The 25,230-nt window shown below is 72.9% G+C and carries 26 protein-coding genes; 16 read left to right on the forward strand and 10 right to left on the reverse strand.

Annotated features, from left to right (window positions below):
* Positions 1–153 precede the first annotated feature (153 nt).
* On the forward strand, positions 154–2,559 hold the full coding sequence (locus tag Saso_RS22800) for an MMPL family transporter (RefSeq protein ID WP_189920583.1): 2,406 nt from the start codon (positions 154–156) through the stop codon (positions 2,557–2,559).
* A gap of 42 nt (positions 2,560–2,601) precedes the next feature.
* On the opposite strand, the gene Saso_RS22805 is transcribed toward Saso_RS22800, so the two are convergent.
* The 4 genes from Saso_RS22805 to Saso_RS22820 all read right to left on the reverse strand — a co-directional run bounded on the left by Saso_RS22805 (position 2,602) and on the right by Saso_RS22820 (position 4,870).
* Positions 2,602–3,396 (reverse strand): TetR/AcrR family transcriptional regulator, encoded by a 795-nt coding sequence (locus tag Saso_RS22805; protein WP_189920438.1) that lies wholly within the window; start codon positions 3,394–3,396, stop codon positions 2,602–2,604.
* 10 nt (positions 3,397–3,406) lie between these two features.
* Entirely contained in the window at positions 3,407–3,925 is a 519-nt protein-coding gene (locus tag Saso_RS22810; RefSeq protein ID WP_372442467.1) for a thiol-disulfide oxidoreductase DCC family protein, read from the reverse strand.
* Positions 3,922–4,338: a hypothetical protein gene (locus Saso_RS22815; protein ID WP_189920436.1), complete on the reverse strand. Its 417-nt coding sequence runs from the start codon at positions 4,336–4,338 to the stop codon at positions 3,922–3,924. The genes Saso_RS22810 and Saso_RS22815 overlap by 4 nt, the downstream gene beginning before the upstream one ends.
* A 94-nt stretch (positions 4,339–4,432) precedes the next feature.
* Positions 4,433–4,870, reverse strand: a complete 438-nt coding sequence (locus Saso_RS22820) for a VOC family protein (RefSeq protein WP_189920434.1) — start codon at positions 4,868–4,870, stop codon at positions 4,433–4,435.
* A gap of 139 nt (positions 4,871–5,009) precedes the next feature.
* On the opposite strand from Saso_RS22820, the gene Saso_RS22825 reads away from it, so the two are divergent.
* The 3 genes from Saso_RS22825 (at position 5,010) to Saso_RS22835 (ending at position 6,487) form a co-directional block, all read left to right on the forward strand.
* Positions 5,010–5,582, forward strand: coding sequence for a TM2 domain-containing protein (locus tag Saso_RS22825; RefSeq protein ID WP_189920432.1), 573 nt, complete (start codon positions 5,010–5,012; stop codon positions 5,580–5,582).
* Positions 5,575–6,000: a DUF2752 domain-containing protein gene (locus Saso_RS22830; RefSeq protein WP_229901188.1), complete on the forward strand. Its 426-nt coding sequence runs from the start codon at positions 5,575–5,577 to the stop codon at positions 5,998–6,000. Before Saso_RS22825 ends, Saso_RS22830 begins: the two co-directional genes overlap by 8 nt.
* 223 nt (positions 6,001–6,223) lie before the next feature.
* Positions 6,224–6,487, forward strand: coding sequence for a TM2 domain-containing protein (locus Saso_RS22835; protein WP_189920430.1), 264 nt, complete (start codon positions 6,224–6,226; stop codon positions 6,485–6,487).
* 76 nt (positions 6,488–6,563) lie between these two features.
* On the opposite strand, the gene Saso_RS22840 is transcribed toward Saso_RS22835, so the two are convergent.
* The 5 genes from Saso_RS22840 to Saso_RS22860 all read right to left on the reverse strand — a co-directional run bounded on the left by Saso_RS22840 (position 6,564) and on the right by Saso_RS22860 (position 10,765).
* Positions 6,564–7,325 (reverse strand): succinate dehydrogenase iron-sulfur subunit, encoded by a 762-nt coding sequence (locus tag Saso_RS22840; protein ID WP_189920427.1) that lies wholly within the window; start codon positions 7,323–7,325, stop codon positions 6,564–6,566.
* The gene (sdhA, locus tag Saso_RS22845; protein WP_189920425.1) at positions 7,325–9,079 is read right to left on the reverse strand and encodes a succinate dehydrogenase flavoprotein subunit; all 1,755 of its coding nucleotides are present in this window, start codon (positions 9,077–9,079) and stop codon (positions 7,325–7,327) included. Before sdhA ends, Saso_RS22840 begins: the two co-directional genes overlap by 1 nt.
* A 33-nt stretch (positions 9,080–9,112) precedes the next feature.
* On the reverse strand, positions 9,113–9,595 hold the full coding sequence (locus tag Saso_RS22850) for a succinate dehydrogenase hydrophobic membrane anchor subunit (RefSeq protein WP_189920423.1): 483 nt from the start codon (positions 9,593–9,595) through the stop codon (positions 9,113–9,115).
* A gap of 5 nt (positions 9,596–9,600) precedes the next feature.
* Complete coding sequence (gene sdhC / locus Saso_RS22855; protein WP_189920421.1) at positions 9,601–9,981, reverse strand: succinate dehydrogenase, cytochrome b556 subunit; 381 nt, start codon at positions 9,979–9,981, stop codon at positions 9,601–9,603.
* 247 nt (positions 9,982–10,228) lie between these two features.
* The gene (locus Saso_RS22860; protein ID WP_307822244.1) at positions 10,229–10,765 is read right to left on the reverse strand and encodes a 2-oxo-4-hydroxy-4-carboxy-5-ureidoimidazoline decarboxylase; all 537 of its coding nucleotides are present in this window, start codon (positions 10,763–10,765) and stop codon (positions 10,229–10,231) included.
* Positions 10,766–10,960: 195 nt separating this feature from the next.
* Between Saso_RS22860 and Saso_RS22865 the strand changes: the two genes are divergently transcribed.
* The 8 genes from Saso_RS22865 to Saso_RS22900 all read left to right on the forward strand — a co-directional run bounded on the left by Saso_RS22865 (position 10,961) and on the right by Saso_RS22900 (position 20,057).
* On the forward strand, positions 10,961–12,634 hold the full coding sequence (locus Saso_RS22865) for a beta-N-acetylhexosaminidase (protein ID WP_413790181.1): 1,674 nt from the start codon (positions 10,961–10,963) through the stop codon (positions 12,632–12,634).
* A 143-nt stretch (positions 12,635–12,777) separates the two neighbouring features.
* On the forward strand, positions 12,778–13,329 hold the full coding sequence (locus Saso_RS22870; protein ID WP_189920417.1) for a hypothetical protein: 552 nt from the start codon (positions 12,778–12,780) through the stop codon (positions 13,327–13,329).
* 55 nt (positions 13,330–13,384) lie between these two features.
* Positions 13,385–13,843, forward strand: coding sequence for a hypothetical protein (locus tag Saso_RS22875; RefSeq protein WP_229901187.1), 459 nt, complete (start codon positions 13,385–13,387; stop codon positions 13,841–13,843).
* Positions 13,844–13,981: 138 nt separating this feature from the next.
* On the forward strand, positions 13,982–14,614 hold the full coding sequence (locus tag Saso_RS22880; RefSeq protein WP_189920415.1) for an RNA polymerase sigma factor: 633 nt from the start codon (positions 13,982–13,984) through the stop codon (positions 14,612–14,614).
* Positions 14,615–14,707: 93 nt separating this feature from the next.
* On the forward strand, positions 14,708–15,640 hold the full coding sequence (locus tag Saso_RS22885) for a hypothetical protein (protein WP_189920413.1): 933 nt from the start codon (positions 14,708–14,710) through the stop codon (positions 15,638–15,640).
* A gap of 387 nt (positions 15,641–16,027) precedes the next feature.
* Positions 16,028–16,687: an RNA polymerase sigma factor gene (locus Saso_RS22890; protein WP_189920412.1), complete on the forward strand. Its 660-nt coding sequence runs from the start codon at positions 16,028–16,030 to the stop codon at positions 16,685–16,687.
* The gene (locus Saso_RS22895; protein WP_189920410.1) at positions 16,687–17,973 is read left to right on the forward strand and encodes a hypothetical protein; all 1,287 of its coding nucleotides are present in this window, start codon (positions 16,687–16,689) and stop codon (positions 17,971–17,973) included. Before Saso_RS22890 ends, Saso_RS22895 begins: the two co-directional genes overlap by 1 nt.
* Positions 17,974–18,476: 503 nt before the next feature.
* Positions 18,477–20,057: an acyl-CoA mutase large subunit family protein gene (locus Saso_RS22900; protein ID WP_189920408.1), complete on the forward strand. Its 1,581-nt coding sequence runs from the start codon at positions 18,477–18,479 to the stop codon at positions 20,055–20,057.
* Between the two features lie 57 nt (positions 20,058–20,114).
* On the opposite strand, the gene Saso_RS22905 is transcribed toward Saso_RS22900, so the two are convergent.
* Positions 20,115–21,482 (reverse strand): FAD-dependent monooxygenase, encoded by a 1,368-nt coding sequence (locus Saso_RS22905; protein ID WP_189920406.1) that lies wholly within the window; start codon positions 21,480–21,482, stop codon positions 20,115–20,117.
* Positions 21,483–21,552: 70 nt separating this feature from the next.
* Between Saso_RS22905 and Saso_RS22910 the strand changes: the two genes are divergently transcribed.
* The 4 genes from Saso_RS22910 (at position 21,553) to Saso_RS22925 (ending at position 25,165) form a co-directional block, all read left to right on the forward strand.
* Complete coding sequence (locus tag Saso_RS22910; RefSeq protein ID WP_189920404.1) at positions 21,553–22,203, forward strand: TetR/AcrR family transcriptional regulator C-terminal domain-containing protein; 651 nt, start codon at positions 21,553–21,555, stop codon at positions 22,201–22,203.
* Between the two features lie 169 nt (positions 22,204–22,372).
* Positions 22,373–23,401, forward strand: a complete 1,029-nt coding sequence (locus tag Saso_RS22915) for a glycosyltransferase family 2 protein (RefSeq protein ID WP_189920402.1) — start codon at positions 22,373–22,375, stop codon at positions 23,399–23,401.
* Entirely contained in the window at positions 23,391–23,900 is a 510-nt protein-coding gene (locus tag Saso_RS22920) for a GtrA family protein (protein ID WP_229901186.1), read from the forward strand. Before Saso_RS22915 ends, Saso_RS22920 begins: the two co-directional genes overlap by 11 nt.
* Positions 23,897–25,165 carry an NAD(P)/FAD-dependent oxidoreductase gene (locus Saso_RS22925; protein ID WP_189920400.1) on the forward strand — a complete coding sequence of 423 codons (1,269 nt, stop codon included), beginning with the start codon at positions 23,897–23,899 and terminating at the stop codon, positions 25,163–25,165. Before Saso_RS22920 ends, Saso_RS22925 begins: the two co-directional genes overlap by 4 nt.
* The last annotated feature ends 65 nt before the right edge of the window (positions 25,166–25,230 follow it).

Below are 25,230 nucleotides of genomic sequence, written 5' to 3' on the forward strand. Positions count from 1 at the left end.
GCGGCCGCGCCCGCGACCGGGTCGGTTCGCGCTTTGGAGTTCCTTGAGAGTCGAGCGTGCCGCGCACCACGCACGCGGGGCGCCGTCGATGCTGGTGCACAGGACCCGGGGGACGGACCGACGATCTGGTGAAGGAGATGGAGCGTGGCGGCATTGGCACGCTGGTGCTATCGGCACCGGCTGGTGGTCCTGTTGCTCTGGGTGGGGGCGCTGTTCGGTCTGGGATTCTCGGCCTCGACGGCGGGCACGGACTACGCGAACGTCTTCTCCCTCCCCGACACGGACTCCAAGAAGGCGTACGACCTGATGGAGAAGGCGTTCCCGGCGAGCGCGGGGGACACCGACACGGTCGTGTGGAAGGTCGACGAGGGGTCGGTGCGGGACGAGGCGGTGCGGTCCCGGATCCAGCCCGCGCTCGACGAGATCGCGAAGATGAGGGGCGTCGGCGGGGTGGCCGGCCCGTACGCCGGCGGCGGCGGCGCGGCGCGGATCAGCGGCGACGGGCGGATCGCCTACGCCCAGATCACCTTCACCGAGCAGGCCAACGCCGTGCCGAAGGAACTCGTCCAGGACGTCGTCGACACCGCGCACGCCGCCGGACGGGAGGGCCTGGAGGTCGAGGTGGGCGGCCAGGCCGTCCAGCGGGTGCAGGAACCGCCCACCGGCCTCGCCGAGATGGTCGGACTCGCGGCGGCGGCGGTCGTGCTGTTCCTGGCCTTCGGCTCGCTGTACGCGATGCTGCTGCCCCTCGCCGTGGCCGTCTTCGGCGTCGGCATGGGCCTGTTCTCGACCCAGCTGCTCAGCCACGTCACCGACATCCCGGACCTGGCCCCGCTGCTCTCCTCGCTGATCGGCCTCGGCGTCGGCATCGACTACGCCCTGTTCATCGTCACCCGCCACCGCAAGGGCGTACTGCGCGGCCTGGACCCGGAGGAGTCGGCGGTCACCGCCCTCAACACCTCCGGACGCGCGGTGCTGTTCGCGGGCGGCACGGTGTGCATCGCGCTCGCCGGCATGCTCGTGACCAACCTGCGCTTCCTGGACGGCGTCGTCATCGGCACCTCGCTGACGGTGGTCCTGAGCGTCCTCGCGGCGACGACCCTGCTGCCCGCGCTGCTCGGCTTCCTCGGCGCGCGCGTGCTGAGCCGCAAGCAGCGGCGCCGGCTGGCGGCCACCGGACCGGAGCCGGAGCGCACCAGCGGTCCCGCCGCCCGCTGGTCGCAGGGCGTGCAGCGCCGTCCGCGCACGATCGCCGCGGCCGCGCTGGTCGTCATGGCCGTTCTCGCGCTCCCCGTGCTGTCGCTGCGTCTCGGCGCCACCGACCAGGGCAACGACGACGCCTCGACGACCACGCGGAAGGCCTACGACCTGCTCGCCGAGGGATTCGGGCCGGGCTTCAACGGGCCCCTCCAGGTGGTGGTGGACGGCGGTGACGCGACCGCGCTGGCGCGCAGCATCGAGGACACGCCGGGCGTCGCCCAGGTCGCCGCGCTGCCGCCCGCAGGCGGGATCACGGTCATCCAGGTCGTGCCCACGACCTCGCCGCAGTCGCAGGAGACGGACGCCCTGATCGACCGGCTGCGCGACGACGTCGTCCCCGCGGCCGGGGCCGAGGCGCACGTCGGCGGGGTCACGGCGGTCTCCAAGGACTTCGCCACCGTCACCGGCGACCGGCTGCCCCTGTTCATCGCCACCATCATCGGCCTGGGCTTCCTGCTGCTCCTGGTCGCCTTCCGCTCGCTGGTGGTGCCGCTGACGGCGGCCGTGATGAACCTGGTCGCGGCCGCGGCCTCCTTCGGTGTCCTCGTCGCGGTCTTCCAGTGGGGCTGGGGCCTGGACCTGCTCGGGCTGGGCAAGGAGGGGCCGATCAACGCCTTCCTGCCGGTCATCATGCTGTCCCTGCTGTTCGGCCTGTCGATGGACTACCAGGTCTTCCTGGTCAGCCGGATGCACGAGGAGTGGGTGCACACCAGGGACAACGCGCGAGCGGTCCGGGTCGGCCTCGCGGAGACCAGCCGGGTCATCAACTCCGCCGCCCTCATCATGGTCTGCGTCTTCCTCGCCTTCGTGCTCAGCGGCGACTCGGGTGCGGCGATGGCGGGCGTCGGCCTCGCGGCCGCGGTCGCGCTGGACGCGTTCATCCTGCGGACGGCGCTCGTGCCGGCCGCGATGCACCTGCTGGGCGACGCCAACTGGTGGCTGCCCGGCTGGCTGGAGAAGCGGCTGCCGCACCTCGCGGTCGAGCCCAAGGAGGAGGCGGCCCACCCGGCCGCGGCGGGCGAGGGCCCGGCCTCGGTCGTCCACGGCTTCGTCCGCGGCACGGGCGGCGAGCCGGTCGAGGGCGCGACGGTCGCCCTGGTGGCGCCGGACGGCCGGGAGGTCGACCGGGTGACCTCCCTGGCCGACGGCTCGTACATCCTCTCGGTCCCGGCCCCGGGCACCTACCGGCTGACCACGACGGCCGAACCGCCGCTGCTGGACCGCACCCGGCAGCTCACGGTCGCGACCGAGCCCCTCGTCCACGACGTGCACCTGGACGAGGCCGCGGAAGTGACCTGAGACCGGCCCCCTGCCCCGGAGCCCCGCTCCGGGGCAGGGGGGTCACTTCTTCCTGCGGGGTTCGCGGGTGGGGTCCGGGAGGGCGTTGGTCATGCCGGGCAGGAAGTCCGTGAACAGGTCGTGCACCTCGAGCACGAGCGGCCGCAGGACCCGGAAGCGGGCCAGCGCCACACCCCGCGCGGTGAGGCGCGCGCCCCGCCCGGCCAGCCGGTAGCTGCGTTCGCGCCCCGGCGTGCGGTCGTAGATCCAGTACATGACGAGTCCCATCTGGGACAGCCACATCAACTCCGGCAGCACCTCGCGCAGTTCCTCCGGCACCTTCGCCTTCGACCCCTCGAGGACCTCCTGGTGGACGGCGATGGCCTCCCTGCGGGCGTGCTCCGACTCCGCGGAGAAGGGGCTGAGCGGGCTGTCCGGGTCGGCGGCGTTCTTGAAGAACTGCACCGCGAACTCGTGGTACGGCGCGGCCACGTCCAGCCAGACCCGCAGCACGCCCGCCAGCCGGGCCTCCAGGCCGGTCTCCCGCGCCAGGACGTCCCGGACGGCCTCGCGGTGCTCGGCGGCCAGCCGGTCGTAGAAGCCCTGGATCAGGTGCTCCTTGCCCGCGAAGTAGTAGTAGGCGTTGCCGACCGATACCCCGGCCTCCTGGGCGATGGCCCGCATGGTGGTCTTGTCGTAGCCGCGCTCCTGGAACAGCCGCATCGCCGTCTCCAGGATCAGCGCGCGGGTCTGCTCGGACTTGGACGCGGGGACCTCATGACCTCCGGTCGCGGAGGCGGCCTCATGGGACCCGGTCGGGGAATCGGCCTCGGCGGGACCGTCGTTGTTCGCGGACACGTACAGGAGCCTAGCCAGTCGGGCAGGTCCCGTCGGCACAGGTGGGCGGGTCGTAGCTCCAGCCCTGCCGCGGGTCGTACGACCATCCGTCGCCCCGGTGGTAGACGCCCCCGCCCCAGCCGGCGGTCCGCCCCTGCCCGTCGCGCCACTTGGCGGCGGCGAGCACGGCTCCCCTGGCGAGTCTCGCCCCGGCGGGTGTGCTCAGCCGGTGGGACAGCGGGCGGTGCTCGCGCAGCGCCCACAGGGTGACGATCCAGGCCGCCGCCCCCCGGTAGACCTGGCCGAGGTCGCCGACGACGGTGATCTCGTCGAGGGTCGCGCGGTGGTCGAGGCCGGGGAAGCGGGCGGCCGCCTGGGCGGACCCGGCGGGCACGAACTCCAGCGGCACCAGCTGCGGCTGCCGTCCCAGCCAGTCGCGCAGGAACCCGCACAGGGAGCATCCCGCGTCGTAGAGCACGGTGAGCCGGCGGACCGGGACGCGGTGCGCGTCCCGGCCGGCGGCGGCCCGGCCGGCGGGCACGGCGCTCACGCCCCGGGGGCGGGCGCCGAGGGGGCGGTCCAGCCCTGCGGGGCGACCGGGGGGACCTGCTCCCGCTCCATGACCCCGCGCCGCCGGATCCGGTTGAGCACGTACACGTTGGCCAGGTGCATCGCCCCGAGCACCAGCAGCACCACGCCCAGCTTGGTCGACAGGGCCTCGAAGATGCCGCGGGTGTCCTCGATGGTGTCGTCGCCGCTCAGGTAGAGGGCGACGAAGCCGAGGTTGACCAGGTAGAAGCCGACCACCAGGAGGTGGTTCACGGCGTCGGCGAGCTTCTCGTCGCCCTGGAGCACGTCGGCGAGGAAGATCCGGCCGTTGTGGCTGAGGGTCCTGGCCACCCAGACGGTCAGACCGATGCTGACGACCAGGTAGACGACGTAGGCGATGACCGTGCGGTCCATGTTCCCCACCATTTCTTGAACGCGTTCAAAACGCTGTCGAAGGCGACTGTAGCGCTTGTTTTGAACACGTTCAACTGGTCGGGGCGGCCGGGGCTCACCCGCTGGGCGCGGCCGCCCCGGCGCCCTGCCGCCGTGCCAGCGCGGGCCGCTTCAGGTAGTCCGTGAACCCGAGGACATTGCCCCAGGGGTCGGCGATCTCGACGGTCCAGCCGGTGGCCGTGGAGAACGGCGGGTCCAGCGGCTCCACGCCCGCCCCGGCCAGCCGCCGGGCCGCCGCGCGCGCGTCCGGCACCTCCAGCCAGACCCGCGGGGACGGCCAGGGCGGCGGCCGGTGCCCCAGGGCCTCTTCCCGCCGCAGCAGGATCCCCGGCGTCTCGTCCCCGGCCTTCAGCAGGACGATCCCGGCCTCGTCGAACCGCAGCGCCACCGTGAACCCGGCCCGCCGGTAGAAGTCGGCGGCCTCGCCGAGATCACCGACGGGCAGCAGTACGTTGTCGAATCCGAGCAGCTCGTACGACAGGTCATCTGACATACCGTCAGGCTAGGCGTGCGGGGCCCGGAATCGGGTCAGGGGCACCCCGGTCTCGGCGTGGCTGTTTTTCTCCTGCAAGATGTCCTGCACCCATCCCATCTACGGATGATCAGATCACCTGACCTCGGGGGAACACGTCTTGTCCGACACACCGCAGCAGCCCGAACAGCCCCAGCAGCCGCCGCAGCAGCCCCAGGCGCCCCATCAGCCGCAGCCGCCGCAGCCCGGTTACGGGTACCCGACCGCCGGCCCCGCCGGCCCCGGCGGTCCGTACGACGCCGGGCAGCCCGGTCAGCCCGGTCCGTCGGGTGTCCCCTACGGCTACCCCCAGTCCGGCCCGCCGCCGCACCCGGGCTACGCCCCGCCCGGTTACCCCGGCGGCCCCGGTTACCCGGGCCCCGGTTATCCCGGCCCCGGCTACGCCGCCCCCGGATACATACCCCCCGGCTCCTTCACGGGCGACCCGAACGCCCCTTACGGGTACGACCCCTTCGGCCGGCCCTACTCCGAGAAGTCGAAGGTCGTCGCGGGCGTGCTCCAGCTGACCCTGGGCAGCTTCGGTGTCGGCCGGTTCTACATAGGCGACGTCGGCATCGGGCTCGCCCAGCTGTTCACCTGCGGCGGACTCGGCATCTGGGCGCTGATCGACGGCATCATCCTGCTGGTGAGCGACGGCAAGACCGACTCGGACGGGCGGGTCCTGCGTGGCTGAGCCGGGGCGCCTCCCCGCGAGGCTTCCGGCCCTGCTGCGGCACCCGGCGGCGGCCCCTCTCGCGGTGCTCGCCGCCGGTGCCGCCGGCTCCGCCCATCTCTACCGCACGGACCCCCACGAGCCCGGCCACTGGCTCCCGGCGTGCCCCTTCCGCCTCCTGACGGGGCTGCTCTGCCCCGCCTGCGGCGGCACCCGCATGGTGTACGACCTGATGCACGGTCACTTCGCCCAGGCCTGGCTGGACAACCGGGTCCTGCTGCTCGTCTCGCCGTTCGCGCTGGTGCTCCTCGGCCGCTGGACGTGGGCCGGACTGCACGGCCGTTCCTGGCATCCGCGGCTCGGGCCGCGCGGGGTGGCGGCGGTCCTCGCCGTCGCGGTGACCTGGTCGGTGGTCCGCAACGTGGTCGACGGCTTTTGATCACGGATCAGGAACGATGGATCATCCGTACTCCCTCTTTACCCTCCGTTTTACCTAGGCTGACCATCACAGGGGGGACGTCCTGGCACGGCGGAGCTGTGCGGGGGCGTGGGTCGAGATCGGTCGACGGCGGTCGGCGCGGGTTCTGCGCGTCGCGTTCTTCCTGCATCCCTTTTCTGAGCAGGCCGTCCCGGTCTCACGCAGCACCCCAGGAGCAGTTGTCATGACCGTCCCCACCCCGCAGGCCCCCTACGGGGTCGACCCCCAGGGTCGTCCGTACTCCGACAAGTCCAAGATCGTCGCCGGTATCCTCCAGATCTTCCTGGGCACCCTCGGCATCGGACGCTTCTACGTCGGCTCCGTCGGCGTGGGCGTCGCCCAGCTCCTGACCTGCGGTGGCCTCGGCTTCTGGGCGCTGATCGACGGCATCCTGTTCCTCACCAGCAACGACCGCACCGACAAGCAGGGCCGTGTCCTGCGCGGCTGACACCGGCGCGGCAGTACGGCGAGGGCCCCGCTCCTGATGGAGCGGGGCCCTCGCCGTACTGCGTGAACCGTGGGGGTCAGAAGCGGCGCGTGATGAGCGCCCGCTTCACCTCCTGGATCGCCTTCGTGACCTCGATGCCACGCGGGCAGGCGTCCGTGCAGTTGAACGTGGTGCGGCAGCGCCACACGCCGTCCTTGTCGTTCAGGATCTCCAGACGCTGCTCACCGGCCTCGTCGCGCGAGTCGAAGATGAAGCGGTGGGCGTTCACGATGGCGGCCGGACCGAAGTACTGGCCGTCGTTCCAGAACACCGGGCAGGACGACGTGCAGGCCGCGCACAGGATGCACTTCGTCGTGTCGTCGAACCGCTCGCGGTCCTCGGCGGTCTGGAAGCGCTCGCGCGTGGGCTCGTTGGTGTCCTTCGTGATGAGGAAGGGCATGACGTCCCGGTACGCCTGGAAGAACGGCTCCATGTCGACGACCAGGTCCTTGAGGACCGTCAGGCCCTTGATGGGCTCGACCGTGATCGGCTTCTCGGGGTTGATGTCCTTGATCAGCGTCTTGCACGCGAGGCGGTTCTTGCCGTTGATCCGCATCGCGTCGGAGCCGCAGATGCCGTGCGCGCAGGAACGCCGGAAGGTCAGCGTGCCGTCGACGTCCCACTTGATCTTGTGAAGACCGTCGAGTACACGCTCCTTCGGGTCGATCTCCAGCTGGAAGTCCTGCCAGACGGCTTCCGCCGAGACCTCCGGGTTGAACCGGCGGACCCGGAAGGTGACCGTGATGTACGGGGAGGCCGCGGACTCCGCCTCGACCTTGTCCAGAACGGGGGTTGCCATCAGTACTTACGCTCCATCGGCTGGTAGCGGGTCTGCACGACCGGCTTGTAGTCGAGACGGATGGACTCGGTGCCGTCGTCGCCGACCTCGCGGTACGCCATGGTGTGGCGCATGAAGTTGACGTCGTCTCGGTTCGGGTAGTCCTCGCGGTAGTGGCCGCCGCGGGACTCCTTGCGGGCCAGCGCCGACACCGCCATGACCTCGGCCAGGTCGAGCAGGTTGCCCAGCTCGATGGCCTCCAGCAGGTCCGTGTTGAACCGCTTGCCCTTGTCCTGGATCGCGACGTTCTTGTAGCGCTCGCGCAGCTCGGCGAGCTTCTCGACCGCCGTCTTGATCGTCTGCTCCGTGCGGAACACCATGACGTTGGCGTCCATGGTCTCCTGGAGCTCGCGGCGCAGTTCCGCCACCCGCTCGGTGCCGGTGGACGCGCGCAGGCGCTCCACCTGGTCGACCACCTGCTGCGCGGGGTTCTCCGGCAGCTCGACGTACTCCGCCTTCTGCGAGTAGGCGGCGGCCGCGAGGCCGGCCCGCTTGCCGAAGACGTTGATGTCGAGCAGCGAGTTGGTGCCCAGCCGGTTGGCGCCGTGCACCGAGACACAGGCGACCTCGCCGGCCGCGTACAGGCCCGGGACGACGGTGGTGTTGTCGCTGAGGACCTCACCCTCGACGTTGGTCGGGATGCCGCCCATCGCGTAGTGGGCCGTCGGCTGGATCGGGATCGGGTCCGTGTACGGCTCGATGCCGAGGTAGGTGCGCGCGAACTCCGTGATGTCCGGGAGCTTGGCGTCGAGCTGCTCCGGCGGGAGGTGCGTGAGGTCGAGGTAGACGTGGTCGCCCTCGGGACCGCAGCCGCGGCCCTCCCGGATCTCCGTGTAGATGGAGCGGGAGACGACGTCACGGGACGCGAGGTCCTTCATGACCGGCGCGTACTTCTCCATGAAGCGCTCGCCGTCCTTGTTGCGCAGGATGCCGCCCTCACCGCGGGCGCCCTCCGTCAGCAGGATGCCCATGCGCCAGATGCCGGTCGGGTGGAACTGGAAGAACTCCATGTCCTCCAGCGGCAGACCGCGGCGGTAGACCGCCGCCTGGCCGTCGCCCGTCAGCGTGTGCGCGTTCGACGTCACCTTGAAGAACTTGCCGGTGCCGCCGGAGGCGTAGATCACGGCCTTCGCCTGGAAGACGTGGATCTCGCCGGTCGCCAGCTCGTACGCGACGACGCCGGCGGACCGCTTCACCCCGTCGACCTCGGTGATCAGCTGGTCGAGGACGTAGAACTCGTTGTAGAACTCCACGCCCTCTTTCACGCAGTTCTGGTACAGCGTCTGGAGGATCATGTGGCCGGTGCGGTCGGCCGCGTAGCAGGACCGGCGGACCGGGGCCTCGCCGTGGTTGCGGCTGTGACCGCCGAAGCGGCGCTGGTCGATGGTGCCGTTCGGCGTCCGGTTGAACGGCAGGCCCATCTTCTCCAGGTCGAGGACGGAGTCGATGGCCTCCTTCGCCAGGATCTCGGCGGCGTCCTGGTCGACCAGGTAGTCACCGCCCTTGACCGTGTCGAAGGTGTGCCACTCCCAGTTGTCCTCCTCCACGTTGGCCAGCGCGGCGGCCATGCCGCCCTGCGCGGCGCCCGTGTGGGAGCGGGTGGGGTAGAGCTTGGTCAGCACGGCGGTGCGGCTGCGCTTCGTCGACTCGATCGCGGCGCGCATACCGGCGCCACCTGCGCCGACGATGACGGTGTCGTACTTATGGATCTTCATGAGTGGTTCTCTCAGTCCCTCGGTCCCGTGCGCCTAGCGGATGTTCGGGTCGAAGGTGAAGATCACCAGCGTGCCCAGCAGGATGGTGAACACCGTGGCGGTGTAGAGCAGGCCCTTCAGCCACAGCCGGGTGTTCGCGCGCTCCGCGTAGTCGTTGATGACGGTCCGCAGGCCGTTCGCCCCGTGCAGCATCGCGAGCCACAGCATCAGCAGGTCCCAGACCTGCCAGAACGGGGAGGCCCAGCGGCCGGCGACGAAGGCGAAGCCGATCTTGGAGACGCCGCCGTCCAGCACGAGCTGGATCAGCAGGTGGCCCAGGACCAGGACGACCAGCACGACGCCGGACAGGCGCATGAACAGCCAGGCGGCCATCTCGAAGTTGCCACGGGTGGACTTCGGGGTCTTCTTGGTCCGCTTGCGCGGGGCCTCGATGAGGGGCGCGGGGTTGTCGACGTCGTAGACGGAACCGCCCTCGACGGGGCCGATCCCGGCCGCGGTGGTTTCAGTGGTGGCCATCGGTCTCAGCTCCCGAACAGTTCACGAGCGGCGTGGCCGAGGACGGGGTAGATCGCCCCGAGCATCAGCACCAGCCACAGGCCGACGACGCTCCAGAGCATCTGCTTCTGGTAGCGCGGGCCCTTCGACCAGAAGTCGACGGCGATGACGCGCAGGCCGTTGAGCGCGTGGAAGAGGATCGCGGCCACGAGGCCGTACTCCAGGCACGCGACGAGCGGGGTCTTGTAGGTGGCTACGACCTTGTCGTAGTCCTCGGGGGAGACACGCACGAGCGCGGTGTCCAGCACGTGAACGAACAGGAAGAAGAAGATGAGGACGCCGGTGACTCGATGAGCCACCCAGGACCACATTCCTTCCCGGCCGCGGTACAGCGTTCCAGCCGGCACGGAAGAACCCTCCGGGAGCGGGGATTGGGGCCTGCCGGCTTGGGTGTCGGACGGGCCCGGCCGGGTACGGTCCACCGGCCCCCAGCATGCTATCGAGCCGTCGGCCCGCTGCTTACAGGGGGCCTACCGGTGTGATCAAAGTGGCACGCGTTTGGGTTAGCGTTCCCGGCTTCTGGGCGGTTTGTGCGGTGATGCGCCGCCCTCGGGAGCGTCGCCGCCGGTCAGGGGCGCGGTGCGGCCGCGCGGTTCAGGCCGCGATGCCCTGGAGGAGGCGCGCCAGCCGCTCCTTGGCCAGCCTGCGCAGTTCCTCCGCCGCGACGACCCGTTCGTCCTCGGGATCGTTCGTCAATCGTGACCGGATGCCCGTCAGGACGTGGTCGAGGGATTCGCCCGGGGGGACGGCGGAGAGGCAGATGACGAACGCGTGTCCGAAGCGGGCCTCGTAGGCCGCGTGCGCCGCGTTCAGCGCCATGTGCGCCGCGCCGTACGCGTCCTGCGGCAGCGCGGGGAGGGACTCCGTGGCCAGCGCCTCCGTCAGATCGTCCGGCCCCAGGTCGTACGCGGCCTCGTCGCAGGCGGCCAGCAGCGCGTCGAGGGTCGGATAGGGGCGGTGGTCGGCCACGCGCCGGGCCCAGCGCAGGCTGCCGAGACAGCCGAGGAGGGTGTGGTGGGCCTCTTCGGCGGCGGCGGTGTTGAAGCCGTCCAGCAGCGGTGCGGGGGAGGTCCGGGTCTGCGCCGGTATGGCGAGACGGCCGGAGAGGGGGGAGAGACGGTGCGCAGGCAGCGTGGATCCTCACGTCACGTGTGATGTGGCAGGGGATGCAGTGAAGGGTGTGTCGTCACGTTATCGAGAGTGCTCATGGCGTGTCCGACCGATGCCTGAATTTCACCCGAACGAGAGAGTTTCGGAATGTGTCGTGGACCGCGTCACACCGGGCTCGGCGCGCTTCGGACGGCCGGGGGTCGTACGGTTGGCGGAGTGAGCAGGCACAGGCACCGGCGCCGGGCGCCGCAGAGGAAACCGCAGCAGCAGGTGGTCACGCGGGCCCTGCTGGCCGGCGGACTGGTCGCCGCGCTGGGAGCGGGAGTCGGTGTGTGGGCGTCCTCCGACGACGATCCGTCCCCCGCCGGGTCCGCCGCCTCCCGGCAGGCCGGGGGGACGTCCGCGGCCGGTGACGGCGGCGCCTCCGCCGCCGTGGCCGCGACCCCCGCGCCCACCCGGTCCTACGCCCTGTCCACCACGCCCCGCACCATCCCCGCCGTCCGCGCCCACACCCCGGCACGCGGCCCCGGCTGGAAGCCGCAGTCCGCCCGCCGCGTCGTGGTGGGCGCCCCGGCGCTCGCCGACGAGGGCCGCCTGATAGCCGGAGAGCTGGGGCTCGCGTACGCCGGGCAGCGCAGCGACGTACGCGCCGGGGACCTGCGTCTGGCGCTCAATGCCGACGCGGGCGCGAACCCGGAGTCGTACACCATGACCGTGCGCGGCGGGCGGGTCACCATCAGCGCGCCCACCGATACCGGCGTGTTCTACGGGACCCGCACCCTCAAGCAGGAGGTGCACGGCGGCGGGACGGCGCCGGAGGGCGTCGTGCGCGACCAGCCGGCCAAGCCGCAGCGCGGGTTCACGCTGGACATCGCGCGCAAGTACTTCAGCCCCGCCTGGATAGAGGACCGGGTGCGCGAACTCGGCGACCTCAAGTACAACCAGCTCGGCCTGCACTTCTCCGACGACCAGTCCTTCCGCATCGAGTCCGACAGCCACCCGGAGATCGTCGCCCGCCAGCACCTCAGCAAGGCCGAGGTGAAGAAGATCGTCGACCTCGCGGCGAGCCGGCACATCACCGTCGTGCCCGAGATCGACTCGCCCGGACACCTGGGCGCCGTCCTCGCCGCCCACCCCGAGCTTCAGCTGCGCAACGCGAGCGGGGTCGCCACCCGCGGCGCGATCGACATCTCCAAGAACGCCTCCGCGAACCTGCTCGACGACCTCCTGGACGAGTACGCGGGCGTCTTCCCCGGCGCCTACTGGCACCTCGGCGGCGACGAGTACCAGGCCCTGACGGTGTCCAGCCCGGCGACCTCCTACCCGCAGCTCGCGGCCGCCGCGCGCGCCCGGTACGGCTCCGGCGCGGGCGTCGCCGACCTCACCACCGGCTGGCTCAACGACCGCGCCGACACCGTCCGCGCCCACGACCGCACCATGCGGGTGTGGAACGACGGGTTCTTCCGGGGCACCTCGGTCAAGCCGGCCTCCGACCTCGTGGTCGCCTACTGGACCGGCAAGGAGATCGGCGCCCGCCCGCCGGCCGAGTACCTGAGCGCCGGACGCAAGGTGCTCAACTACAACGACGAGTACCTCTACTACGTCCTCGGCGAGCCGAACGACTTCGCCTACCCGACCGGCCGGCGCATCTACGAGCAGTGGACCCCGCGGGTGCTGCGGGGCACGACCCCGGTGGCCGCGCGGTACGACGCCCAGATCCTGGGCGGCTCCCTGTCGGTGTGGTGCGACCTCGCGAACTCCCAGACGCAGGCCCAGGTCGCGGCCGGCATCCGCGTGCCGCTGCGGGCCACCTCCCAGAAGCTGTGGGACGCGGGCACGCCGCCGCTGACCTGGACGCAGTTCACCGCGCTGGCGAACCGGCTCGGCTGAGCCCCCGCGGGCCGCGCGGGACGCCTCTCCCGCCCGCTCCGCAGTTGGCCGAAAAAGTCCTCCTGTGACACTCCCGGCCCGTCGCACGCAGTAAGGGGAAGTGCGGGCTCCGTAAGGTCGGTGCCCTGGCGAGGGAGGCGCGGATGAGCCTGGTGGAACTGATCGCTCAGGCCGACGAACGCGGACTGGCTGCCAGCGGGCTGGCTTGTTTGGACCGGTGCGTACCGCTCCTCGGGGGTGACGACGAGATCCTGCGGCCGCTGTGGGGGAACCTCACGGCTGACTCCGACGCGGCCGACTGGGCCGGGCTGGTGGAACAGGCGCGCGGCAAGCTGGCCGGGGCCACCGAGGACGACGAGGCCGCTCTCCTCGCCCGCCGGATGCTGGACGCCGCCCCCGGCGACCGCTCCGCCGCCGGCGTACGGCTGTGGGCCGACGCCTGCTCCGTCGCCTCGCTCCAGATCCACCGCCTTCTCGACCCGGCCGAGGACGCCTCCACGGTCGACTCCCGCCGCGAGGGCCGCACCGAGGGCATGCCGCCGCTCGTGGCCGCCGAGCTGCGCCGCCAGATCTCCGTCCTGGAGGTCCTCGCCGGCCATGGCGCGGGCGGCCTGCGCCGGGCCCTCGACATCACGACGGAGGGGCGCCGGGTCCTGCGCGCGGTGGTCTCGCGGCGGGCCCGTGGACGTAAGTGAGGGGGGTGCGGGGAAGACGGGTGGGTCCTGCACCGTTCTCGGAAAGGCCCCGGAAATGAGTGACGCCCCCGCCGTCGACCTCGCTCTTTCGAGTGTGACGCGCAGGACGACCCCGCACAGCGACCCAGCCGCCCGCCCCGCCCGTCCCTCCGCCGCCGCGAAACCCGTGCGGTGGGCGGCGGAGGCGGTGGCCGCGGCGCCCGACGCCCTCCGGGCCCACCTCGACCACTCGCCGCAGAGCCTGTGGCGCGTCGACCGGACGATCGAGGACCTGCGGCGCGACGGCTCGCCGTACCCCGCCGTGGCGGACACGCTGCGCGGACTCGGCGCGTACGCCGGGGAGGTGATCGTCCGGGAGACCGGCGCCGAGTGGTGGGGGTCCGGCGGCGACCACTGGGTGCGCACCCCCGACGGCCGCCTCTGGGAACCCCTCGACGAGTCCCGCCGCTGCTTCGCCGGCCACGGCTCCCTGCGGCTGCTGTGCCGCGACGCCACGCGCGGGCCGCGCCGGTAACGGCACGCCCCCCGGCGGCGCGCTGTGACACTTCTGTGGAGCCCGACGCTGATGACCGTGGGGGCGTGGCCGCTTCGGACCCGGTGTCCGACGGGGGAGTCGCGCGCCGGAACGAACTCCGCACGAACGAGGACAGTCTTGGGCCAGGGAGGGGAACCCCGGCGCGCGCACGCCTACGACGGGGAACTGGGCGCTGCCGTGACGCGGGCCCAGGACGGCGACGAGGCCGCGTTCGCCGTGGCGTACCGGATCGTGCAGCCCGCACTGCTCGGCTACCTGCGCGGGATCGTCGGCGACGACGCCGAGGACGTGGCCTCCGACGCCTGGCTGGAGATCGCCCGGGACCTCGGCCGGTTCAAGGGCGACGGCGCCGGGTTCCGGGGCTGGACGGCGACCATCGCCCGGCACCGGGCCCTGGACCATCTGCGCCGGCTGCGGGTCAGGCCCCGGTCGGCGGTGCTGGACCAGGACCTGGTCCTCGACCTGCCGGCTCCGCACAGCACGCACGACCAGGCACTGGAGTCGCTCTCCACCGGACGCGCCCTGGAACTCGTCCGCGGGCTGCCGCGCGACCAGGCGGAGGCGGTGCTGCTGCGGGTGGTCGTCGGGCTGGACGGGCCCGCCGCCGCCCGCGTGCTCGGCAAGCGCCCCGGCGCCGTCCGCACCGCCGCGCACCGGGGCCTGAGACGCCTGGCCCGGCAGCTCGAGGAGGAGGGCGCGGGCGGGAGTGTGACGGATGGCGGCTCCCGGACGCTGGGGGAGTCGATATGAACGGCGCGGGCCGTGGACCGTATGGATCAGTGACGGACGCGGCCACCAGGCCGGACGGCCTGATCGGACGGACGGGACAGAGGCGGAAACGGAATGGGTGAACGGCTGGACGACGGCGCGGGCCACAGCCGCCGGCGTGAGCACCCTCCCCTTCCCCCGGAGGCCGCCCCCGAGGGTGGCGACGGCGCTCCGCGGGCGTCGCGGCCCCTGCCGCCGGGCATCGAGGCCCTGCTCGCCCGGGCGCTGCTCCCCGGGGACCCGCACGGGCCCGGCGAGGGCCCGGACGCCGTACCGCCGGCCGCGGACGGCAGCGACGGCGAACGCCTGGCCGTCGCCGCCTTCCGGGCCGCCCGGGACGCGGGCGCGCACCGGGCCCGTACCCGCCGCAGGGACGACTGGCGGCCGCGGACCGGGCCGCGGCCGGCCCGTTCGCTGCGCACGACCCTGTCCGTGCTGGTCGCGGGCCTCGCGCTCGGCGGGGCCGCCTTCGCCGCCGTCGGCGCCGCCGGGGACGGCCACGACGGCGGCGCCCCTGCCTCGGACCGCCCCGAAGCGCCGACGGCCGCGACGGCGACCGGGGCCACGAGCGCGCCCGGGTCCCGGTCCGCCGGACCTTCCGTGAGCCCGCCCGGGCCCTCTTCCGCCGACCGGCCCGTGGGCGCCCAGGACACCGAGGCGCACTGCCGTGCCTACGCGAAGGTCGAGGGGCGGGGCAGGGCGATGGAGGCCACGGCCTGGCGGCGGCTCGTCACCGCCGCGGGCGGCGAGGAGAACGTCCCGGCGTACTGCGCGGCACGGGAGGCGGCGGACACCGGCGGCGCCGCGCGGACCGGGAAGGGCGCCTGCGCCTCGCGGAGCGCCGGGGACGACGGGCACCCGCAGGGGCGGACGACACCGAAGGCCGTCAAGAGTCCCGAACCCGCCAGGACGCCCGGCGCCTCCGGCCGGCCCGCGGCCGGTCCGGCAACGGGGCCGCAGGGCTCGACGGGGGCGCGGGAGAGCGGCGGGGCCGCCGGGGCCCACTAGGGCGCGGGCGGCGGTCGCGCGGGCCGGGGCGCGAGCCCCCGGAAGCCGTCCGAGCAGGGGCGATGCCGGTACCGGTGAGAGGCCGAGGGGCGGAGAACGCTTGCCGCCAAGGCAACGGCCGGGGCCGCCACCCCCCACAGGAGAGGCCCCGGCCGTCGCGCGGCACGGGCCGCGCGGCGGCCCGTACTCCCTACAGCGCCATGAGTGCGTTTTCTGTCACACCTACGACGCGCCCCCTCGCGTCACGAGTTAGTTGCATGTTCTACGGACATGGACGTGCGGCTGTTTCAGGTCGTAACGTGCCTTTCGCGCCGGACGGCGAAGCGGCAGACCACCGCACCGACCTGCGGTCCGCGGACCGCGCACCATCGACCGAGGAACCACGACGTGGGGGACGACGCGGAGCTGACAGCCGCGGTGCTCGCGGCACAGGACGGGGACGAGACCGCGTTCCGGACCGTGTACCGCGCGGTGCACCCGCGGCTGCTCGGGTACGTCCGCACGCTCGTGGGCGACCTCGACGCCGAGGACGTGTCCTCCGAGGCCTGGCTCCAGATAGCTCGCGACCTGGACCGGTTCAGCGGCGACGCGGACCGCTTCCGGGGGTGGGCCGCCAGGATCGCCCGCAACCGCGCCCTGGACCACATCCGCATGCGGGGCCGCCGCCCGGCGACCGTCGGCGACGAGAGCGAGCTGACCGGCCGGGCCGCCGAGTCGGACACCGCGGGCGAGGCCATCGAGGCGCTCGCCACCGGCCGCACCCTCGGCCTCATCGCCCGGCTGCCGCAGGACCAGGCCGAGGCCGTCGTCCTGCGGGTCGTCATGGGACTGGACGCCAAGACCGCCGCCGAGACGCTCGGCAAGAGACCCGGTGCCGTGCGGACGGCCGCCCACCGCGGTCTGAAGAGGCTCGCCGAACTGCTCGGCGAGGATCCCGAGACGGCCGGCGTGCTCGACGCGCTGCCGCCTCAGCGCGCGGCGCGCTCGCGCGCGGTGACGTCCGCCGGTGTGACGCATACGCACGCGCGGACGCAGAGGGACATGTGATGGCCGACAAGCGGGACAGGTGGCTCGACCGGGAAACGGCGGAGCGTCTGCTGCGCGGTGAGTCACCGGACACGGCCGTCGGCGGCCCGGCGGCGGACGAGGCCGAGCGGCTCTCCCGGACCCTCGGCGCGCTGGCCGCCTCGGCCGCCGGACCCCTGCCCGCCGACGAGGAACTCCCCGGCGAGGCCGCGGCTCTGGCCGCCTTCCGCAAGGCCCACGCCGACCGTGCCGACCTCGCCCGCACCACCGGTCCCGCGGGCCGCACCCGTCCCACGACGGCAGGCGCCGCCGTCGGTGAGGCGGACGGGACCGCCGCCGGCCCGCCCCCGGTCGTGTACGCCGACGAAGCCCAGCTGGTGCGGATCGGCGCCCGGACCCCGCCGGCCACCGGCCGCCGGTGGAGCCGGCCGGTGCGCCTGGGCCTGGCCGCCGCGCTGACCGCCGGGATGGTGGGTGGGATCGCGGCCGCGACGGGTGTCCTGCCGACGCCGTTCGACGGCGCGGGCCCGGCCCGTCCCGCGGCGTCCGTCCCCGCGGCCGTGCCGACGGACGGCCACTCCCCCGCCTCGCCCGCTCCGCAGTCCCCGAGCGGCGGTCCTGGCCCCTCGGCCCCGGCCGGCGGCACGGGCGCCACCGGGCGGGGCGACACCGGCGGGGGCAGCGCCGGCGAGGGCTCCGCGGCCGTTCCCGGGGCCCGCGGCGCCTGGCCGTCCGGCGTGCCCTCCTCCTGCCGCGACCTGAGCGCCGGCCGGGGACTGGACACCGAGCGCCGCCGGACGCTGGAGCAGCGCGCGGGCGGCCCGGGGCGGGTGCCCGCGTACTGCGCGGGCGTCCTCGACGGCACCCCCCACGGCAACTCCCGCGGGGACGACCGCACTCCGAACGGCACGGCGGGCCGGCCCGGCGGGAGCGGCGGACAGAACCAGGACGGGCGCCAGGGCCATGGCGGCGGCCCCGACGACCGGGGCGGCTCCGACGACAAGGGCGGGTCGGGCGGCGGTTCCGACGACGACGAGGACGGTGGCCGCGGCGGACACGGCGGCGGACACGGTGACGGTCACGGCGGCGGAGCGGGTGACGGCCGTCAGGGCATCGCGCCCGGGCGCTCGGGCCACGCGGGCCGGGCGGGCCACTCCGGCGGCGCGGGTCACCCGGGCGGCGCCCACGGCCGGCCGGGCGGCCACGGTCACCAGGGCGGTCACGGGGCGTCCGGTGGTCCGGGCGGCCCGGGAGGCTCCGGTGGGTCCGGCGGCTCGGGCGGCGGTTCGTCCTCGCACCGGCACTGACCTGCGGTTTCGCACGTACCGAAAACTTTCTGCGCGCCGGGTGTGACGTTTTCACCGGCCGGAGCGCAGTAAGTAGTGAGCCGACTGGTCATCGGCCCTTGCATGCAGCCGGGGGTTCCCCCCGTACCTTCGGCTCGTGCGCTCGGCGCGGGCGGGACACGTTCCCCCGGTCCCGCTCGCGCCCCATAACCTCCCGCAACCCGGCCCCGCCGGGTGTCCCGCCCCCGGCGCGCGGACCCGTGGCCGACGCCCCCTCCCGGCCCACCGCCCAGGACATCGCGTGCCTCACCGGTGCGTCGCGGAGCGCGCGGACGTCCGGTCACCGACCCTGTGAGGAAGGTCAAAGCCCGGCACCGCCCACGGCTCGCCCGAGCGCCGCTACAGTCCGTCGGAAGACCGGCACGTACCGGCGGGTAACCGGGGAGTATGGCGGGACGGCCGGCAGGCGGTCCGGTCCGGTCGGTCGAAGCAACGGGTACTGCTCAGCGGGAGGCATCACACCAATGGCGCGTGAGTCGGAGTCCGGACTGCCCATCGAACCGGTCTACGGGCCGGATGACCTGGCGGGCTGGGACCCGGCCGAGCGGCTGGGGCGGCCCGGCGAGTACCCCTTCACCCGCGGCGTCTATCCGTCCATGTACACCGGCCGCCCCTGGACCATGCGCCAGTACGCGGGGTTCGGCACGGCGGTGGAGTCCAACGCCCGCTACCAGCAGCTGATCGCCAACGGCACGATGGGACTGTCGGTCGCCTTCGACCTGCCCACCCAGATGGGCCACGACTCCGACGCCCCGATCGCGAGCGGCGAGGTCGGCAAGGTGGGCGTGGCCATCGACTCGGTCGAGGACATGCGGGTGCTGTTCTGCGGGATCCCGCTGGACAAGGTCTCGACGTCGATGACGATCAACGCCCCCGCGGCCCTGCTGCTCCTGATGTACCAGCTGGTCGGCGAGGAGCAGGGCGTGCCGGCCGACCGGCTGACCGGCACGATCCAGAACGACGTGCTGAAGGAGTACATCGCCCGCGGCACGTACATCTTCCCGCCGAAGCCCTCGCTCCGGCTGATCGCGGACATCTTCAAGTACTGCAAGGCCGAGATCCCGAAGTGGAACACGATCTCGATCTCCGGCTACCACATGGCCGAGGCGGGTGCCTCCCCGGCGCAGGAGATCGCCTTCACGCTGGCCGACGGCATCGAGTACGTTCGTACGGCGGTCGCCGCCGGCATGGACGTGGACGACTTCGCGCCCCGTCTGTCCTTCTTCTTCGTGGCCCGCACGACCATCCTGGAGGAGGTCGCCAAGTTCCGCGCCGCGCGCCGGATCTGGGCGCGGGTGATGAAGGAGGAGTTCGGCGCGAAGAACCCCAAGTCGCTGATGCTCCGCTTCCACACGCAGACGGCGGGCGTCCAGCTGACGGCCCAGCAGCCCGAGGTCAATCTGGTCCGGGTGGCGGTCCAGGGGCTCGCGGCCGTGCTGGGCGGCACGCAGTCCCTGCACACGAACTCCTTCGACGAGGCGATCGCGCTGCCCACGGACAAGAGCGCCCGCCTCGCCCTGCGCACCCAGCAGGTGCTCGCGTACGAGACCGACGTGACGGCGACGGTCGACCCCTTCGCCGGCTCCTACGTCGTGGAGCGGATGACCGACGACGTCGAGGCGGCGGCCCTCGGGCTGATGGAGAAGGTCGAGGACCTCGGCGGCGCGGTGGCGGCGATCGAGCACGGTTTCCAGAAGAGCGAGATCGAGCGGTCCGCCTACCGGATCGCCCAGGAGACCGATGCGGGCGAGCGGGTCGTGGTGGGCGTCAACCGCTACCAGCTCGACGCGGAGGAGCCCTACGAGCCGCTCCGCGTGGACCCGGCCATCGAGGCGCAGCAGGCGCGGCGGCTCGCGAAGCTGCGGGCCGAGCGCGACACGGCGGCGGTGGACGCGGCCCTGGACGCCCTGAAGAAGGCGGCGGAGGGCGAGGACAACGTCCTCTACCCGATGAAGGACGCGCTGCGGGCGCGGGCGACGGTGGGCGAGGTGTGCAACGCGCTGCGGGAGGTCTGGGGGACGTACGTGCCCTCGGACGCGTTCTGAGCCGGTCGGCTCCCGGGGTGCTCACCGAAGTGCTTGCCGGGGTGCTTCCCGACGGGCTCACCGGGGCTCTTCGAGTGCTTCCCGGGGGAGGCCGAGGCGCGCGCGGTACTCCCCGAGTCCCTCCCGCGTGTCGCCCGCCCAGCCCACGTGGCCGTCGGGGCGGACCAGGTACACACCGCTGTCCAGGGTCAGCAGGGTCCAGTCCGGCCCCCTGAGCCGGTCGAAGAGGCGCACGCCGTCGACGGTCAGGTCCGGGACGCGGTCACCGGCGCGCAGCGGGCCGGGGTCTTCCCGGGTCTCCTCGCTCAGCGACGAGTGCCGGTAGCCGAGGCCCAGCTGCCGTGTCTTCGCGCCCCGGCGCGCCTCGTCCCGGTGGATCGCGGTGGAGAGGCCGAGCACCTGCTCGGCGACAGGGCGCCGCTCCTCCTCGTAGGTGTCCAGCAGGCTGTCGGGCGCGTGTCCGGCCAGCACCGCGCCCAGCTTCCAGCCCAGGTTGTACGCGTCCTGGACGCTGGTGTTCAGCCCTTGGCCGCCGGCCGGGGAGTGCACGTGCGCCGCGTCGCCGGCCAGGAAGATCCGTCCCTCGCGGAAGCGGTCCGCCAGGGCGGCGCGCGGGCGGAAGTCGGACGCCCAGAAGAGCTCCGTCACCGCGCCGGGCGCGAGGTGGGTGCGCTCCGAGACCAGCTTGCGGACGCCCTCCAGGGACAGATCCGGAGCCGCCCCGCCGGGGAGCCGCGCCATCAGCTGGAACTGGTCCGTCCCGGCCAGCGGGCACAGCGCCAGGAAGCCCGACTCCGGCTCGCTCGGCGGGAACAGATGCCACCACGTCCGGTCCAGATCCGGGATCCGCACGTCCGCCACCAGGGCCGCGTCCGGGTCGAGAGTCTCGCCGCGCATCTTTGTGCCGAGCGCGCGGCGCACCGCCGATCGACCGCCGTCCGCGGCGACGGCGTACCGGGCGCGGACCGGCCCGCCGGAGGTGAAGTGCGCCGTCACCCCCGCGCCGTCCTGCTCGAGCCGCACCACCTCACGGCCGAAGGCCGCGGTCCCGCCCAGCTCCGTCAGCCGCGCCAGCAGGATCTCCTGGGTGCGCCACTGCGGGACCATCCACGGGGTGGTGAAGCGGCAGCCCTCCTCGCCGTCCTCCATCGGGTCGAACATCGCGTGCTCGCCGACCTGCTCACCGTCCGCCCAGACCATGCCCACGGGGTAGGCGCCACCGGCGGCGAGGATCTCGTCCAGGACGCCGAGGTCCTCGCAGACCTCCAGCGTGCGCGGTTGCAGGCCCTTGCCGCGGGAGCCGGGCGCCAGGCCCTCGCCCCGCTCCACCACCAGCGCCCGCACGCCCCGCCGGGCCAGGTCGATGCCCAGGACGAGGCCGGTGGGGCCCGCGCCGACGATCAGGACGTCCATGTCCCTGTCCATGCCACTCTCCTTAACGCTGTTAAGTTCCGACGCCCACGAGAGTGGCCTTAACGGCGTTAAGCTGTCAAGTGTGAGTACCGAACGACGCGCCCCCCTCGACCGCGCACGGGTCGCGGACACCGCGCTCAGGCTTCTGGACGAAGTGGGTCTCGACGGGCTGAGCCTGCGCGCCATCGCCCGCGAGCTGGACGTCAAGGCCCCCGCCCTCTACTGGCACTTCAAGGACAAGCAGGCCCTGCTGGACGAGATGGCGACCGAGATGTACCGGCGGATGGCCGCGGGCACCGCGCTCGACCCCGCCGACAGCTGGCAGGACCGGCTGCGCGGCGCCAACCGCGGGCTGCGCGCCGGACTCCTCGCCCACCGCGACGGCGCCAAGGTCTTCAGCGGCTCGCGTTTCACCGGCACCGACCACGCGGCACAGATGGAGGACAACCTGCGGCTGTTCACGGTCGCCGGGTTCGCCCTGGCCGACGCCGCACGCGCCCTGTCCGCCTCCTACGCGTACACCATCGGGTTCGTCACCGAGGAGCAGGGCGTGCAGCCGCTGCCGGGTGAGCGGCGCGAAGGGTACGACGTCGGCGAACGCGCCCGGCTGCTCGCCGAGTTCCCCCTGTCGGCGGAGGTGGGCGCGGAGATCTTCGAGGACTACGACCGGCAGTTCGAGGAAGGCCTGGAGATCGTCGTGGCCGGTGTCGCCGCGCGCTACGGGGTCCGCTGACCGCGGCTCCGACGACGGCTCCGGCGCCAGGTCCTGACGGCTCGCCCGGGGCGCCGCGGGCGGCGGCCGTGACGCCCGCGGTGACGCCCGCCGTGTCCGTCGATTCACGGCATTGCACCACTCATCGCGCGTTCGGGCCGCGTTCACATCGCGCCCCTACGTTCGCCGAATGCCTGACATATCCAGCCGGGTGCAGGAGTCTCGCGTACCGCGTCAGCCCGGCGGCGCCGCGCTCGTCTCCTATGTGCTGCCCGTCTTCGACGAACAGGACGGAATCCGCCACTTCCACGAGGAACTCGTGGCGGCCCTGGGCGAACGCCCGGAATTCACTTACGAGTTGGTGTACGTCAACGACGGCTCCAGCGACGGAACGCCCGGGATCCTGGAAGACATCGCGAAGAACGACCGGCGCGTCCGGGTCGTCGACTTCGCCCGCAACTTCGGGCACCAGATGGCCATCACGGCCGGCATCGACGAGGCGCGCGGCGACGCCGTCATCGTCATGGACACCGACCTCCAGGACCCGCCCGCCGTCAGCCTGCGGCTGATCGACGCCTGGCGGGACGGGGCGGAGATCGTGCACGCCCGCCGGCGCAGCCGTCAGGACACGTTCTTCAAACGGGCCACCGCGCACGCCTACTACCGGCTCCTGCGGTCCTCCACCGACGTGGACATCCCGCTGGACACCGGCGACTTCCGGCTCATGGACCGGCGTGCCGCCGACGAGCTGCGCCGCTTCCGCGAGCGCAGCCGGTTCGTGCGCGGCATGGTCGCCTCGATCGGCTTCCGGCAGAGCGAGGTGCGCTTCGACCGCGACGAGCGGTTCGCCGGGGAGACCAAGTACCCGCTGCGCAAGATGGCGCGGCTCGCCGTCGACGGCCTGACCGGCTTCTCCACCGCGCCCCTGCGGATGATCACCAAGCTGGGCTTCGCGGTGCTCGCGCTCTCCCTCGTCGGCATCTGCTACGCGCTGGCCATGAAGGTCCTGCGGCCCGAGATCACGGTCTCCGGCTGGACGATGCTGATGGTCGTCGTGCTGTTCATGGGCGGTGTGCAGATGCTGTCGCTCGGCGTGCTGGGCAGCTATGTGGGCCGTACGTACAACGAGGTGCAGGGCCGGCCCCTGTACACCGTGCGGCAGGTCATCTCGCACGACCCGGAGGCCGCCGGCGGCGACGGCACCGGACATGGCCGCTGAGGCCGGGGCGCACGCCGGCCCTCGCACGGACCCCGGTCCCGCCTCCTCCCCGGCGGCCGCCGGCACCCCCTCCGTCACCGGCTCTCCGCCCGCCACCGGCCCCCCGTCCGCCGCCGCGACCCGTACCCGTGACCTGCGGCAGCTGATCACCTACGCCCTGGTCGGCGGCAGCGGTGTCCTGCTGGACCTGGGCGCCTTCCTGCTGCTCTACAACGTCGCCGGGCTGCACGAGCAGGTGGCCAACGTGCTCTCCACCAGCCTCGGCATCACCAACAACTTCGTCCTGAACGCCCTGTTCACCTTCGGCAAGCGCGACCGTCTGCTGCTGCGCTGGCTGCGCTTCTACTCCGTCGGCCTGACCGGCATCGCCCTGACGTTCGTGCTGCTCGCGGTGTGCTCCCGGGGCCTCGACATCGACCCGAACCTCGTCAAGGCCGGTTCGCTGCCCCTGGTGCTGGTCTTCCAGTTCGCGCTCAACAGAAAGTGGAGTTTCGCATGAATCTCGGCGTCATCGGCGCGGGAGCGACCGGCCTCACCGCCGCGTACGACGCGGTCAAGCGGGGGCACGCGGTCACCGTCCTGGAGGCCGCCGACGAACTCGGCGGGCTCGCCGCGTCGATCCCGGTCGGGGGAGTGCCGCTGGAGCGCTACTACCACCACATCTTCCGCAGCGACCGGCAGATGATCGAGCTCATCGAGGAGCTGGGCCTCGGCGGTGAGCTGCGCTTCCACCGGACCACCACCGGTGTCTTCCGGGGCGGGCGGACGCACCCCTTCAGCACACCGCGGCAGATGCTGACCTCCCCGCTGTACGGCCTGCCCGCCGGTATCCGCTTCGGACTGTCCTCCGCCTGGCTGAAGATCGTGCGCGACGGGGAGCGGTTCGCCGACCGGACCGCCCTGGCCTGGCTGCGGAAGTGGGCCGGGCGCCGTGCCACCGAGGCCGTCTGGGAGCCGCTGCTGCGCGGCAAGTTCGGCGACCGCGCCGACGAGGTGTCGATGGCCTGGCTGTGGGCCCGGGTGCACTGCCGGACCTTCGAACTCGGTTACCTGGACGGCGGGTTCGAGCGGGTCTACGCCACGCTGGCCGACCGGATCGCCGAGCACGGCGGCAAGATCGAGTTCGGCAGGCGGATGGAGACGGTCCGTCAGGACGGCGACGACGGGCCGGTCACCGTGCGCACCGCCGACGGCTCCTCCCACACCTTCGACCACCTGATCGTCACCACGCCCCAGCCCGCCTTCGCCAAGGCCGCCGACGCGCCGTCCGACGACGCCGTCTGGCGCAACCAGTACCTGGGCGCGACCTGCTTCGTCCTGGAGCTCGACCGCAGCGCCGTCCCGTACTACTGGCTGAACATCAACGAGCCGGAGTTCCCCTTCCTCGCGGTCGTCGAGCACACGCAGATGATCGACCCGGCCCACTACGGAGGCCGTCACCTCCTCTACGTGGGCAACTACGTCGAACGGGACGACTGGCGCTTCACCACCGACCCGGCCGAGCTGCTGGAGCGGTATCTGCCGTACCTCCGGCGGCTGAACCCGGAGTTCGACCGCTCCTGGATCCAGGCCTGGCACTTCTCCCGGGCGCCCTTCGCCCAGCCGGTGGTCACCCCCGGCTACAAGGCGCTGATCCCCGGACACCGCACCCACCTCAGCCGGGTGACCCTGGCCACGATGGCGCAGATCCACCCGCAGGACCGGGGCCAGAGCTACTCGGTGGAGCTGGGCCACGAGGCGGCCCGCATCGCGGGCGTGGCCTGACCCGCGGGCCCCGGCGGGCGGGTCCCGCCGGGGCCGTCGTGCGCGCGGCGGGTGCCGGGGCGCCG

The organism is Streptomyces asoensis (assembly GCF_016860545.1).
In the GTDB taxonomy this organism is placed as follows: Bacteria; Actinomycetota; Actinomycetes; order Streptomycetales; family Streptomycetaceae; genus Streptomyces; species Streptomyces asoensis.

Bases quoted from the DNA above. Each gene is read 5' to 3' on its own strand.
- Saso_RS22820 (WP_189920434.1), bottom strand. From the start codon at position 4,870: ATGTCAGATGACCTGTCGTACGAGCTGCTCGGATTCGACAACGTACTG.
- Saso_RS22840 (WP_189920427.1), bottom strand. From the start codon at position 7,325: ATGGCAACCCCCGTTCTGGACAAGGTCGAGGCGGAGTCCGCGGCCTCC.
- Saso_RS22900 (WP_189920408.1), top strand. From the start codon at position 18,477: ATGGCGCGTGAGTCGGAGTCCGGACTGCCCATCGAACCGGTCTACGGG.
- Saso_RS22815 (WP_189920436.1), bottom strand. From the start codon at position 4,338: ATGGACCGCACGGTCATCGCCTACGTCGTCTACCTGGTCGTCAGCATC.
- Saso_RS22915 (WP_189920402.1), top strand. From the start codon at position 22,373: ATGCCTGACATATCCAGCCGGGTGCAGGAGTCTCGCGTACCGCGTCAG.
- Saso_RS22850 (WP_189920423.1), bottom strand. From the start codon at position 9,595: ATGGCCACCACTGAAACCACCGCGGCCGGGATCGGCCCCGTCGAGGGC.
- Saso_RS22835 (WP_189920430.1), top strand. From the start codon at position 6,224: ATGACCGTCCCCACCCCGCAGGCCCCCTACGGGGTCGACCCCCAGGGT.
- Saso_RS22925 (WP_189920400.1), top strand. From the start codon at position 23,897: ATGAATCTCGGCGTCATCGGCGCGGGAGCGACCGGCCTCACCGCCGCG.
- Saso_RS22920 (WP_229901186.1), top strand. From the start codon at position 23,391: ATGGCCGCTGAGGCCGGGGCGCACGCCGGCCCTCGCACGGACCCCGGT.
- Saso_RS22870 (WP_189920417.1), top strand. From the start codon at position 12,778: ATGAGCCTGGTGGAACTGATCGCTCAGGCCGACGAACGCGGACTGGCT.
- sdhA (WP_189920425.1), bottom strand. From the start codon at position 9,079: ATGAAGATCCATAAGTACGACACCGTCATCGTCGGCGCAGGTGGCGCC.
- Saso_RS22905 (WP_189920406.1), bottom strand. From the start codon at position 21,482: ATGGACAGGGACATGGACGTCCTGATCGTCGGCGCGGGCCCCACCGGC.
- Saso_RS22885 (WP_189920413.1), top strand. From the start codon at position 14,708: ATGGGTGAACGGCTGGACGACGGCGCGGGCCACAGCCGCCGGCGTGAG.
- Saso_RS22895 (WP_189920410.1), top strand. From the start codon at position 16,687: ATGGCCGACAAGCGGGACAGGTGGCTCGACCGGGAAACGGCGGAGCGT.
- Saso_RS22875 (WP_229901187.1), top strand. From the start codon at position 13,385: ATGAGTGACGCCCCCGCCGTCGACCTCGCTCTTTCGAGTGTGACGCGC.